This is a genomic window from Sulfuricurvum sp., assembly GCF_022759005.1.
GTDB lineage: Bacteria > Campylobacterota > Campylobacteria > Campylobacterales > Sulfurimonadaceae > Sulfuricurvum.
Map to the genome: position 1 here is coordinate 1 of NZ_JAEMQA010000115.1, position 12,920 is coordinate 12,920.

A 12,920-nucleotide genomic window follows, 5' to 3' on the forward strand; every position below is an offset into this window, starting at 1 on the left:
ATCATCCCTTTTTATTTCTCATTATAGCACCTTACTATTCTTGCTCAAATGGAATATTTTTTTCACGGCAATATTGAGCTATCTCTTCATCTTTTTCATAAATGGTCATTTGATACCTTTTTATTCGTTATTCAATAGATTTTTTGAAAAAACTGATATAAAATTTTCCGCCGTTCTGCGTTGCCGCCATATCAACATACTCATCGATAAAATCATCAAACGGAATCTGTGCGTCACACGCCGCACGATGAACGCTCATCGCTTCTGAAAAAGCATCATCGTTACTGATCCCGCCGAGCACTTCAAACAGGGCACTCGCATCGTGTGCACTTCCCGCGCTGTAGTGTTCGATCGCGTATTCATAGAGGGCACGAAGCGTTGCGAAATCCTGCACTTCGTTCATATCGAGACGCTCCATGTTTTCAAGAGCATTCGTCATTCTCTCCAACGCCAAATCGAGGATATTGGCATAATACGCCATGAGGGTATCTTCATCGAATCTCTCATGTGCCTGTGCTTCGAGGACGTACAAAGAGGCAATATCCCCCTCGCTTTGCGCTTGGAAAATTTTATCTTTTAATGCTTGCATGACAATGCCTCCTTCAGGCGATTAAGTGCTTCGATGGTGCGCACCGTCTCTTCGACGAGGGCGATGCGGATATAGCCGACACCCGGATTTTCGCCGCGCGCGTCGTCACGTGCCAAGAACTCTCCTGGCAACACTTTGACGTTATAGTCGCGATAAAGACGTTGAGTAAACTCAAGAGCATCCCCTACTTTTAGCCAAACATAAAACGTCGCATCGGAGGTTATTATCCCTAAAATCTCCTGCGCCGCTTTAAAATTTTCCGCATAGACGGCACGCGTTTTCGCCACATGATACTCATCCGCCCACGCCATCGCTGCCGCCGCTTGAAGCGGGAGCGGTGAAGCACACCCGACGTACGTGCGATACTGCGCGTACCCTTTGAGTATTTCGGCATCGCCTGCGATAAATCCGCTTCGAAGCCCCGGTGCAGACGAGCGTTTAGAGATCGAATTGATGACAAGGACGTTTTTGAACGACGTATTGCCGACATAGATCGAGGCTTCAAGGAGCGAAGGGATTTTCTGATCGGTGTAAATCTCACTGTAGCACTCGTCGTTGATGAGACAAAAATCGTGTTTGAGCGCCAGTTTTACCCAATCGCCCAACTCTTCGAGACTCAGTACCGATGCGGTTGGGTTGTTTGGAAAGTTCAAAATGACCAGATCGCATTCGGCGAGTTCCGCTTCGTTGATGATCGGCTTGAAGCCGTTTTGCTCGGTCAAGTTGAGATGGATGACACGAGCGCGCGACGCAATCGCAGCCCCCTCATAAATCTGATAAAACGGGTTGGTGTACGCCATGACTGGCTCTTTTTTATCGAATAGATAGTACTGAGGGAAATTAAAGAGCACTTCCCGTGTCCCGAACGAACTGATGAGTTCACTTGGTTTCAGTTTGACCCCGAAACGGCGTTCGACGAACCCTCTCATCGAGTCATTGAGATAGTTCTCTCCCGCCGTTTTCGGATAGCGACGCAACTCTTTGGAGTGTTTGGCGAACGATTTTTGGATAAATGCCGGAGTCTCGAACTGCGGTTCTCCGATGGTCAGAGCGATCGGAGAATACGCAGGATTGGGGGTAATATCCGCCAAAAGAGCGGTCAGTTTTTCAAATGGGTACGGTTCAAAATGCAAAGGACGATCTTTGTAATGGAATTAATTACCTATATTATAGCGTCGAAAGCCTTAACTATTTAGCCCCAACATCATTTTCACACCATACTCGACTTTCGCCAACTCTTCCTCACTCACATACCCGATGCACTCACCGATTCGGCTTTTAGCAATATTACGAAGCTGCTCAATCATCGCATCGCTCTCATGTTTGAGTTTATCGCGCGGTACCATCCGTATGCGCAACGGTTCGGCATCGTCTATGAGATTGGTACTAAAGGGGATAACGGTGACGAGGTCGAGAATATCGTTGAGCATGGTATCAGAGAGGATAAGGGCGGGTCGGACTTTCCCGACCTCTTCCGCTTTTTTTTGAGGATTGAAGTTGACTAAAACGATAGAACCGCGTTCATAGGCCATCGTCGATGCTCTCACTTAGTGCATTGTATTCTTCGAGTGCACGACGACGAATTTTTCGGGCACTTTCAAGCAATTGCGCTTTCGCGCGATAGGCTTCAAACTCTTTTGCCGCTTCAACTCCCATGTAAATACCGAGGGTTTTATGCGCTTTTTTATCTTCGATAATCAATGTTTCCTGCGGATCAATCCGTAATAACGAAGGGTTGCGCATTAATTCGCGTGTACCGATGATTTGTGTCATTAGTTCCTCCTTCTGACATCTTTATGTCAAACATTTTACACTTTTTGTGTCAATATTTCAAGATCTCTTTTTTCGAGGGGATCATCCTATCTTCGGTTCCGTCCACCATGTGTTCGAAATCTTTAATCGTGTGTTTACTGATCACCATATAGCGTCCCAACGCCATCGGATTATCCGTGGATGAGGCGTGTTTGCGATCGATCGTAAATGCCGCCGCATATCCCGCTTTCTTCGCATCAACAAGAAGTGCATCATCATAAATACCGAATGCCCATGCGAGGTATTTGATCTCATGTCCCATTTTCTCTTCGAGTTTTTTCTTCGATCCGTTCAGCTGTTTATCGACCGATTTTGCGTACTCCTCAGCCGAGAGCATTTTCTTCTCTTTTTTGAAATTCGGATGCCAGTAGGTATGCGATTCGACATGAAACAGTTTTGTTTTCTCGAGTTCTTGCAATTGTTCCCATGTCATTGCATATTTGGCATTGGAAATCGCGCTCGGATAGATAAAGAGTGTCACGGGGATTTTGTATTTTTTGACGATCGGAGCCATATCACTGTAGACACTTTTATGTCCGTCATCGACGGTAATCACGACCGATTTGGCAGGAATCGATTTGATTTTACCCTGCTCATACTGCATTGCCGTATCGAGAGGAATTACCGTATAACCGTTTGTTTTAAGCCACTCCATTTGCTCACCGAATACCTGCGTTTTAATACTCATAGAATCAAGCTCTCCGCTGCTAAAACGGTGATAACACAACACGGGAATTTTTTTGGGAGCTTCCGCACCCCACAACGAACCTAAAACAATCGCCAAGATCAAAAACCATCGGAACATCTGTATATACCTTTTGTAAAAAAATCGGCGGATTATACTCCATATTTCCCCTTTATGATTAACATTATAAAAAAACCCTCTTGACATTCATAGTCATAATGAATTAGAATTCGCTCAATTAGTTGCATAGTCAACTATTTTAGGAGTTAGTACATGAATCGTTGTGAATGTCCAACCGATGCATCGTTAGGATGTATGACCAATCATGCCGCATACGCCGCACGCAACTATCTCACTCGTCAACTTGCCCTCAACGGGATTGACATGACGATAGAGCAGTTTAAAGTGATGGTCGTATTATGGAAAGAGGGAACCTCTACCCAGCAAAACATTGCCGATTTCGTCGGCAAAGACAAAACATCCGTTACCCGTTTGATCGCAGGGCTGGAGAAACGCTCTCTTATTCAACGAGCAACCGCTTGTACAGATAAACGATGTAACCATGTCACCCTCACTCCGCAGGGAATTGCATTGGAAAAACCGACAATGGATGTATTAGCAAAAGCAACCCAATACATCCATCAGGAGATCGATCCCGATGAACTCGCCATAACGTTGCGCGTCTTGAAGCAGATGTGCCTCTCTCTCAATTACACCTCAAAGGAATCCGAATGAATCGTCTTACCACTATCGCCCTCTCCGGTGCACTTATCATCGCCATAAGCGGATGCGAACGTCCAAAAGCCGCAGGGATGGAAAAACCGCCCGAAGGTCCTGTTCCACTGACAACTACTGAAGTGAAAACCGGTAATTTCCCGGCGATCTTGCAAGCTACCGGACAAACCCAAGCATACAATACCGTTCAAGTGTATGCACGCGTCAACGGCTACCTCCAAAAACGCTCCTACACCGAAGGCTCATTCGTCAACAAAGGGGACACGCTGTTCGTTATCGACCCAAGTGACCTCAAAAACTCATTAGAGAGTGCCAAAGCGGCGTATGATCTCGCAGCTGCAAACTATACCAACGCTAAAGCGGTACTCAATCGGATCAAACCGTTGGCAAATGCAAATGCGGCGAGCCAACAAGATCTCGACACGGCAACCGCCAACGAACGCAATTCAGCCGCCGCCCTATCGGCAGCGAAAGCCTCTTTGGAACAAGCAAAACTCAATCTCAGCTACACCACTATCAAAGCTCCAATGAGCGGGTTTGTGGATAAAAGCAAAATCGATGTCGGTACCTATGTTGCTTCAGGAGCAAACGGACTCCTTACCACCATGTATCAAACCGATCCGATGTATGTCAATTTCACCTTTAGCGAAAACGAAAAATTGGCTCGACAAAACGCGATTGCAGCGGGGAAACTTATCGCACCAAAAGACGGAAAATACCTCGTTGAGCTGACATTGAGTGATGGAACGACGTTAGAGCGCAAAGGGAACATCAATTTTATCGCTCCGTTTGTTGATTCAACGACGGGTAATATCACATACCGCGCCCAAATCGATAACTCTGATCACAAACTCCTCCCGGGGCAGTTCGTTCAGGTGAAAGTGAAAGGGATGGAGTGGAAAGATGCCCTCTATGTTCCTCAAAAAACACTTCTAACGGGTGAAAAAGGGAAATTTGTTTACGCACTCGAAGCGAACAATACCGTCAGTCCAAAACCGGTTGTCGCAGGAGAGTGGATCGGTGAAAATATCCTCATCGAAAGCGGACTCAAAGTGGGAGATAAAATCGCCGCCGATTCATTGCCGAAACTCAAACCGGGAGCGGAAGTTATTCCGAATACAAAATAATGTTTAGTAAATATTTCATCAATCGCCCCGTTTTATCGGCTGTTATTGCGATGATCATCATGCTGCTCGGTTTTGTAGCGATTAAAACGCTCCCAATCTCGCAGTTGCCGAATCTCACCCCCCCTACCGTTGTGGTCACCGCACAGTATCCGGGTGCCGATGCACAAACCATCGCGAACAATATCCTAACACCGCTCGAATCCCAGATTTCGGGTGCGGACGGACTTATGTATATGTCTTCCAAAGCGGCAGCCCTTCCGGGAAGCGCTACGATTACGTGTACCTTTAATATCGGCGTCAATCAAGATATGGCGGCCGTTGACGTCCAAAACCGCATCAACTCCGTTTTGGCACAGCTTCCCCAAACGACCCGCGATCTCGGTGTCACCGTTCAGAAAAAAACCTCCGATATTTTGCTGATCGTAGCGATCACCTCACCGGATGGAAGCTACGACGCAACAGGGATTAGTAACTACATCTCTGCAAATCTCCTCGACGAGATCAAAAAAATCCCCGGTGCGGGACGCAGCCAAATTTTCGGTCAACGCGACTATGCGATGCGCGTATGGCTCAATCCTGATAAAATGGCATCTTTGGGAGTCAGTTCATCGGAAATTGCGGCAGCTATCAGAGATCAAAACCTCCAAGTCTCTCCGGGACGATTGGGACAAGCGCCGACTAATGATGAGCAGATGTGGACCATGCAGCTCACCTCCAAAGGACGCTTCTCTACCGCAGAAGAGTTTGCTAATATCATTATACGATCCAAATCGGACGGCTCTATGATCCGACTCCGTGATGTTGCCCGTGTCGAACTGGGAAGCCAAAACTACGAGTTTTTCGGACGGGTCAACGGTAAACCGGCGGCTATGATCGGGATTTTCGCTGATGTCAACGCCAATGCCCTCGACACCTCGAAGGCGGTCGCGGAAAAAATGGAGAAACTCTCCAAGAAATTTCCAAAAGGGATCACCTATGACATCCCTTATGACACGACCGATTTCGTCAAAATTTCAATCGAAGAGGTAGTATTCACATTACTTGCATCTATCGTTTTGGTAAGCTTGGTAATCTATCTCTTCTTGCAAAGCTCCCGCGCAGCGATGATCCCGATCCTCTCGATCCCGATCTCTTTGACGGGTGCGTTTATCGGAATGTATCTGTTGGGATATTCGATCAATACCCTTACCCTCTTTGGTCTGGTGTTGGCGATCGGTATCGTCGTCGATGACGCCATCGTCGTAATCGAGAATATGGAGAGGATCTTACAAACCGAGAAGCTCTCGCCGCGCGAAGCGGCTATCAAAGCGATGGCACAGATCTCAGGCCCTGTCGTTGCGATCATCCTCGTCATGTGTGCGGTTTTCATTCCGGCCACTTTCATGGGGGGGATGACAGGACAGCTCTACAAACAATTCGCCGCGACCATCGCTATCTCGGTTGTGTTTTCGGGATTCATGGCCCTTACCTTTGCTCCGGCAATCGGAGCACTCATTCTCAAACATCATGAGAAAGAGCCGGCCCGCTTTTTCCGCTGGTTTAACCGCAAGTTCGGAGTAATGACCGAAAATTACGTTCGCCGATCGGGATTTATGATCCGAAAATCGCTGATTTTCCTCGTGATCTATCTCTCGACCTACTTTTTCATCGGTTTTTTCCACAAAACCCTTCCGAGTGCGTTCTTGCCGATGGAGGATCAGGGGTATTTCATCACCTCCATCACACTGCCTGATGGTGCTACCGCTAACCGTACCCTCGAAGTGGTCAAACAGGTTGAAGATATTTTGAGCAAACAAGAGGGGATCTATAAATACACCGCGATTACCGGCTTGAACATCCTCACTTTTTCTCAAGAGCCGAATGCGGCAGTTATCTTTACCCGACTCAAACCGTGGAGTGAGCGAACCACAAAAGAGCTCAAAATATTCGGTATCCTTGGTTCATTAGGACCTAAACTCGGCAGTATCAAAGAGGCAAAAGTCTTTGCAATGCCTCCGCCGCCGATTCGCGGTATGGGACCATCGGATATGTTCTCGTTGCGTCTTTTGCAACCGGGGAATAACGATTATAACAAACTTGCTGAAGCGACCAATGCGTTCGTCGCCGATTTGCGCAAAGAGCCGAGCATCAAAAACCCGATGACCACGATGAACATGAACACGCCGACTCTCGCAATCGAGGTGAATCGTGAAAAGGCAAAAATGTTGGGACTCTCTATCAATGATGTGTTCCAAACATTGCAAGCCACCATCGGAGCGATGTACGTCAATCAGTTTGATAAAAACGGTAAAACCTATTGGGTACAGATGCAAGCCGATTCTCCCTACCGAGCTACCCCTTCTGACATCGGTCGTGCATGGGTTCGCTCTTCTGGAGGGCAACTTGTCCCTCTCTCTGCCGTGGTCACGGCGAAAATGTCGAGTGCACCCTCCTCTATTGAGCACTTTAACGGTGTTTTGTGTACGACCGTTATGGGTTCTCCCGCACAGGGCTACAGTTCAGGGGATTTGATCAAACTGATAGAAACCAAAGGGGATACGCTCTTACCGAACACCGTCAGTTATGATTGGGAGGGGCTATACCTTCAAGAGAAACTTGTCGGTTCCAAAGCGTTGATGATTATGGCATTTGCACTGGTAATGGTTTATCTCATTCTTGCAGCATTGTATGAGCGCTGGACGCTGCCGATCTCCATTATGCTTGCGGTACCGTATGGTATCATGGGAGCCTACACGGTAGTATGGTTGATTCCATTTCTCAACAATAACGTCTTCTTCCAAATCGGACTATTGACACTCATTGCCCTCTCGGCAAAAAATGCGATTTTGGTCGTCGAGTTTGCAGAAGAACAACGACTGATGGGGAAAAGCGTGTACGATTCTGCCATGGAAGCGGCACGTCTGCGGTATCGACCGATGATGATGACCTCGTTCGCGTTCCTTGCGGGGATGTTACCGCTTATCTTCAGTTCCGGCGCCGGATCAGCAGGACGTTTCTCGATCGGGGTAGCGATGTTTGGAGGGATGTTAGCCGCGACATTTATCGAACGGTACTTTATTCCGTTCCTTTATTATTGGGTCGCTACGGCTCAGGAAAAACTTGCAGCACGCAAAGGAGTCGACCATGCATAAAATTTCCCTCTCGCTCATCCTCACAGGATTGCTTACAGGATGTGCCATCGGTCCCGATTATACCAAACCCGATGTTGCGGTTCCCGAAACATTTGTCCACAATGAAACCAACACGACATCAAACATAGCGGTAGAGAGTACGTGGTGGAAATCGTTCAACGATCCTCTTTTGACACAAGCGATCGAAGAAGCGCTCACTACCAACTACGATATTCAATCTTCCAGAGCTTCCGTCGATGCGCTCTTGGGACAGTTTGATCAAGCCAAATCGTATCTTTATCCACAAATCAATGCCAATGCATCCTCAGATAGGAAAGGGGTCGATAACGCCTCTAACGGGGGATATCAATTACGAGAAGGAATCACCTCAACGTATGCGGGTTCATTATCACTGGCAAGCTACGAGATCGATCTGTTCGGAAAAGTACGTCGAGCCAATGAAGCGGCGCGGGCAGCACTTCTATCGAGCGAATATGCTTCTCAGACAGTCAAACTCTCGATTACCTCAAGTGTAGCCGCATCGTACGTCAAACTCTCGTCTATACAAAGCCAAATCGATCTTGCACGCCAAAACGTTGCATTGACGAAAGAATTGGTAGAGTTCAATCAGCTCAAATACAAACACGGTGTTATTGCAGAAAGCGTCTTATTGCAATCGATATCCGAGCACGAAAGTGCCAAAGCAACTTTATCTGCGCTCGAAGCTTCCAAAACTGCAGAGGAAGCAACGTTTAATACATTATTAGGACGAAACCCGTCTCCTATACAAGTATCACCGATTGATTCGATTGCACTGCCGAAAGTTCCGGAGGCTCTACCTTCGAGTCTTTTATCCAAACGTCCCGATATTGCATCGGCAGAACAAAACCTCATCGCTGCAAACGCGAAAATCGGTGTCGCAAAAGCAGCCTATTTTCCGAGCATCAAACTTACGGGCATGTTAGGGGTACAAAGTCTCGAACTCAGTAACTTTGTTTCCAATCCGGCACGAATTTGGGAAATTACCCCTTCTATCAGTGTACCGATTTTCTCGGCTGGGCGAATTGCGGGTGAAATTAAAACCGCAGAAGCCGATCGAAACCAAAGTATCGCTTTGTATAAAAAAACCATCGTGAGTGCTTTTAATGATACGGATAATGCTATTGCACAAACATCAAAAGCGCAACAGCAAACAACTTTCCAACTTTCACGAACCGCTGCGATCGAAAAAGCGCTAACGCAAAGCAAACTACGTTATCATGTCGGAACCATCAGTTACAGTGATATGCTCTTGGTGCAACAACAATGGCTCCAAGCAGCGCAACAACTCATTATCGCCAAACAAAACGCCCTTATCTCTACTATATCCTTATACAAAGCGTTGGGGGGAGGCTGGAGTGAAGAGATAAAAGTACCCGAACCTGATCTTCTCCCTGCGGGACGTTAACTTTTCTACTAACAAAATTGCCTTTCGGGGTAATTTTTCCACTCCATTCTATTCTGCGCGTTTGCTAAAAATGCCCTCAAAAAGATAACCAATAGTAAACAAACTCAAAAAAACAAAAAAAACCATTCAATTCTCACCATTTTACGCTAATTTTTACCTTTTTTTGATACCATTTTGATGCCTTTAAAAGCCCTATTTTTAGGGACTTTAAAAAATATTGATCAAATTTGTTAAAAACACTTGACAAATATAGGGTAAGTAGTGGTATACTTCCGCCATATTTTTTTAAGGAGCCTTACCATGATGAAAATCGTTTCTGCGTTGCTTTTGGCTGCAATGTTTATCGGATGCAGCGAGTCTGCAAAAACTGAAGAAGCTGCTGCACCTGCAGTTGAAGAAGCTAACATGACTGCTGAAGCTGCTGCGCCAGCAGAAGCTAACGCTACTGAAGCAAACGCTACAGAAGCTAACGCTACTAAATAAGTTTTATTTCTAAAATAAAACTTTCGCACTTCGGTGCGAAACCTCTCTTTTTTCTCCTCTTTAACACAAAATCAAAATAACTTATCATAAACTTTTCTAACTTAAATAGTAGGAGCTTTATCTATGAAACGAATTATCCCCTTTATCTGTTCTCTTCTTTTGATCGGCTGCAGCAATGACACAACGGCACAAACCCCTTCAAGCTCTGAGAACAATGCATCATCTGTTGAAACAAATCAAACCGTAGCAACAGAAGCCAATACGTCTGTCGAAGCTGTAACACCACCTGCTGCAACTGCATCTACCGATACAAAACCGCTCAAAGCAGATGCCGCACCATTATTTGCCCAAAAATGCGCTTCATGCCACGGAGCCAAAGCGGAAAAAGCCGCGTTGAATAAATCACAAATTATTGCTAACTTTAGTGAGGCACAAATCAAAGAGGCACTCAAAGGGTACCAAAACGGCACCTACGGCAAAGAGATGAAAGCGGTAATGCAAGGACAAGCTAAAGGGCTTAATGACGCTCAAATCGACGCATTGGCGTCTTATGTATCGGGGCTTTAAGCCTCACTTTTTGGCAACGCAAACTTTTGCGTTACCAGTTCCCCTTCTTCGTTAAAAAAGAGATAGTAGAGTTTATCTTTTTTGACGCTCAATCCTGCAAGATAACGTAATGCCAAATTGGCCTGCAATGACGCAATGTGCATCACGATAGGAGCCGCAATGCCGGCGGGTGTTTTCGAAGTGATTTTAAACACTTCATTAAACGATGCCTCATCAAAGAAACAAACCTGTCCGTTGAACGCTTCTACGGAACCGTACACCCACGGTAGAGCTTTTGATTTCGCATAGGTATTGATTGCACCGCGTGAGGGGAGATTATCAGTTGCATCGATGATCAGATCGACATCGACATTTTTTTGGGCAAATTCATCAAAATTGCATACGTGCGCAGTCGCTTTGACATAGGGGCAACGCTCTTCAATGAGTGTCGCACACACCTCTGCCTTGTATTTCCCCTCATCTCCCGTTTTAAAAACAATTTGACGATGAATATTGTGCAGACTGACACTATCGAAATCAACCATATGGATTTCACCGATTCCGGAGGCTCCCAAAGCAAAGGCGAGCGAAGAACCCAATCCTCCGCTCCCGATTACGGCAATTTTTTTGGATTGGAGTGATAACTGTACCTCTTCTCCCCATAACTGTACCTGACGGTGAAAATAGTGCATCATGGTCTATCTCCGTTTTCGCAATGCCTCTTTAAATCCCCACCCTTTTCGGGACTCGGTAAGGCTCTTTCGGTCCAAATCAACGATCAACAACTCTTCAGTATTCCCAAGATCCGCTTCGACTTCTCCATCAGGGGAAACAACCATCGAATCGCCATAAAATTTCCATGCGTGTTGTTCATCGAAATATTCACCGACACGATTAGCTCTGAGGATATAGCAATTGTGAGTAAATGCTCTCGTTTTGATAAGCTCACGCCAGCGGTTGTGTGATTCAAACGTAGAAGCACTCGGCACCAACACCGCATCGACTACTTTTGACGTTACCGCGTCCCACATCGGGTCAAAATGGAGTTCAAAGCCCCCCATGACGGCAAATTTAAACCCTTCGCACGCAAAAATCATTGGTGCTTTGACAGGTTCAATCGGATTGTTAAAAAACTTCTCTTCGTTCCAATGCGGGTAGTTGATCAAAAATTGCTGCGGATAGTAGGTGACACTGCGTGCATTCACCTTGGCAATCATTTTGGTACACTCTTTTTTCTTAACCGTTACGATCGGAGCGACAAAGGTCAGTTCATATTTTGCGGCGAGCGCTTTAAGCGTTTCAATTTGATGGGCACTTTGTTCCGCAATCATGGAGACCGGTGTTTGGATCAATTCTTTAAAAAACGGGTTGAGGAGATATTCTCCCATCAAAACCAGTTTGACCCCTTTTTGGTGGGCAACGCGGGCATAATTTTCAAGCTTGTTGCTTCCCATGCCGATTGAAGGGAGTTGGAGTATAGCAACACGCATTATTGCTCCTGATTTTTGATAATTTGGATTTGGATTTGAGCGTTCTGAAGCATCGTTTCTGCAGCACGAAGCTCTTTCATCCCCTCTTCGTATGCTTTGACACTCTCATTCATCGGCAATGCCGGATCCATGAGTTTTTCCAAAATCGCTTTGGCGTTGGTCATTTTGCTCTCAAAACTCTCTTCATTCTTCATAGCGCACTCCGAACATAATTTTCTATTTTATCAATCTCGACCAAAAATGCATCATGCCCATAATCACTCTCAACTTCGAAATAATCGCTGTTGGTTTTTCCGATCGATTGCAGTGCACTGTGGATCGATTCCATTTCACTCGGCAAGAAAAGGAAATCTTTTTGAAAACTCACCAAATACAGTTCGGCATTGATTTTCGATAACGCCTCTTCCATCGAATCAAACCCACGGGAAAGGTCGTAAATATTGATCGCTTTAGTGATATAAAGATACGACAACGGATCAAACCATTTTGTAAAGTTATATCCGTTGTACTCCAAATACGATTCAATTTGAAATTTTCCGAAAAGCTCGTACAACCCGTCATTTCGCTTGTATTCGCGTCCAAATTTTCGCTCCATCGAGTTAGGAGAGAGAAAACTGATATGCCCCGCCATGCGCCCTATCGCCATACCGCTCAGACCGTTTTCACGTATAATGGCGGGATCGTAATAGCCGTTTTTAAATTCAGGGTCTTTGAGGATCGCCTCTTGCGCTACTTTGTTAAACGCGATTGCCCACGGCTGTGTTGCCGCCGTCGTCGCCATAGCAATGATTTTTTTGGCAAAATTGGGAAAAAAAACACCAAACGCTAACGCCTGCATCCCCCCCATCGATCCCCCAATCACGGCATGGACCTGATGAATTCCTAAGCGATCGAAT

Annotated in this window: 15 protein-coding genes; 6 read left to right on the forward strand and 9 right to left on the reverse strand. The window is 46.0% G+C overall.

Features of this window, described 5'->3' with window-relative positions; all coding sequences use genetic code 11:
* Positions 1–127: 127 nt before the first annotated feature.
* Genes JHC35_RS07190 through JHC35_RS07210 form a run of 5 tightly spaced genes read right to left on the reverse strand, consistent with a single transcriptional unit; the run spans position 128 to position 3,206 of the window.
* Positions 128–589, reverse strand: a complete 462-nt coding sequence (locus JHC35_RS07190; RefSeq protein ID WP_295043537.1) for a hypothetical protein — start codon at positions 587–589, stop codon at positions 128–130.
* Positions 577–1,722: a succinyldiaminopimelate transaminase gene (locus JHC35_RS07195; RefSeq protein WP_295043539.1), complete on the reverse strand. Its 1,146-nt coding sequence runs from the start codon at positions 1,720–1,722 to the stop codon at positions 577–579. The genes JHC35_RS07190 and JHC35_RS07195 overlap by 13 nt, the downstream gene beginning before the upstream one ends.
* Positions 1,723–1,773: 51 nt before the next feature.
* Entirely contained in the window at positions 1,774–2,136 is a 363-nt protein-coding gene (locus tag JHC35_RS07200) for a type II toxin-antitoxin system PemK/MazF family toxin (RefSeq protein ID WP_295043542.1), read from the reverse strand.
* Positions 2,111–2,362 carry a hypothetical protein gene (locus JHC35_RS07205; RefSeq protein ID WP_295043545.1) on the reverse strand — a complete coding sequence of 84 codons (252 nt, stop codon included), beginning with the start codon at positions 2,360–2,362 and terminating at the stop codon, positions 2,111–2,113. Before JHC35_RS07205 ends, JHC35_RS07200 begins: the two co-directional genes overlap by 26 nt.
* Before the next feature lie 49 nt (positions 2,363–2,411).
* Complete coding sequence (locus JHC35_RS07210) at positions 2,412–3,206, reverse strand: polysaccharide deacetylase family protein (RefSeq protein WP_295043548.1); 795 nt, start codon at positions 3,204–3,206, stop codon at positions 2,412–2,414.
* A 153-nt stretch (positions 3,207–3,359) separates the two neighbouring features.
* On the opposite strand from JHC35_RS07210, the gene JHC35_RS07215 reads away from it, so the two are divergent.
* From JHC35_RS07215 to JHC35_RS07240, 6 genes are all read left to right on the forward strand, one after another.
* Positions 3,360–3,821 (forward strand): MarR family transcriptional regulator, encoded by a 462-nt coding sequence (locus JHC35_RS07215; protein WP_295043550.1) that lies wholly within the window; start codon positions 3,360–3,362, stop codon positions 3,819–3,821.
* Complete coding sequence (locus JHC35_RS07220; protein WP_295043553.1) at positions 3,818–4,948, forward strand: efflux RND transporter periplasmic adaptor subunit; 1,131 nt, start codon at positions 3,818–3,820, stop codon at positions 4,946–4,948. The genes JHC35_RS07215 and JHC35_RS07220 overlap by 4 nt, the downstream gene beginning before the upstream one ends.
* Positions 4,948–8,079: a multidrug efflux RND transporter permease subunit gene (locus tag JHC35_RS07225; protein ID WP_295043556.1), complete on the forward strand. Its 3,132-nt coding sequence runs from the start codon at positions 4,948–4,950 to the stop codon at positions 8,077–8,079. The genes JHC35_RS07220 and JHC35_RS07225 overlap by 1 nt, the downstream gene beginning before the upstream one ends.
* Complete coding sequence (locus JHC35_RS07230; RefSeq protein ID WP_295043558.1) at positions 8,072–9,505, forward strand: efflux transporter outer membrane subunit; 1,434 nt, start codon at positions 8,072–8,074, stop codon at positions 9,503–9,505. The genes JHC35_RS07225 and JHC35_RS07230 overlap by 8 nt, the downstream gene beginning before the upstream one ends.
* A gap of 300 nt (positions 9,506–9,805) precedes the next feature.
* Positions 9,806–9,988 carry a hypothetical protein gene (locus JHC35_RS07235; protein ID WP_295043561.1) on the forward strand — a complete coding sequence of 61 codons (183 nt, stop codon included), beginning with the start codon at positions 9,806–9,808 and terminating at the stop codon, positions 9,986–9,988.
* Between the two features lie 123 nt (positions 9,989–10,111).
* Positions 10,112–10,555 carry a c-type cytochrome gene (locus tag JHC35_RS07240; protein ID WP_295043564.1) on the forward strand — a complete coding sequence of 148 codons (444 nt, stop codon included), beginning with the start codon at positions 10,112–10,114 and terminating at the stop codon, positions 10,553–10,555.
* On the opposite strand, the gene JHC35_RS07245 is transcribed toward JHC35_RS07240, so the two are convergent.
* From JHC35_RS07245 to JHC35_RS07260, 4 genes are all read right to left on the reverse strand, one after another.
* Complete coding sequence (locus tag JHC35_RS07245) at positions 10,552–11,229, reverse strand: ThiF family adenylyltransferase (protein WP_295043567.1); 678 nt, start codon at positions 11,227–11,229, stop codon at positions 10,552–10,554. The genes JHC35_RS07240 and JHC35_RS07245 overlap by 4 nt on opposite strands.
* A 3-nt stretch (positions 11,230–11,232) precedes the next feature.
* Positions 11,233–12,024, reverse strand: a complete 792-nt coding sequence (locus JHC35_RS07250; protein ID WP_295043569.1) for a carbon-nitrogen hydrolase family protein — start codon at positions 12,022–12,024, stop codon at positions 11,233–11,235.
* Positions 12,024–12,218: an exodeoxyribonuclease VII small subunit gene (gene xseB / locus JHC35_RS07255; RefSeq protein WP_295043572.1), complete on the reverse strand. Its 195-nt coding sequence runs from the start codon at positions 12,216–12,218 to the stop codon at positions 12,024–12,026. Before xseB ends, JHC35_RS07250 begins: the two co-directional genes overlap by 1 nt.
* The coding region (locus JHC35_RS07260) for an alpha/beta fold hydrolase (RefSeq protein ID WP_295043575.1) at positions 12,215–12,920 on the reverse strand (706 nt) is incomplete at its 5' end. The genes xseB and JHC35_RS07260, both read right to left, overlap by 4 nt.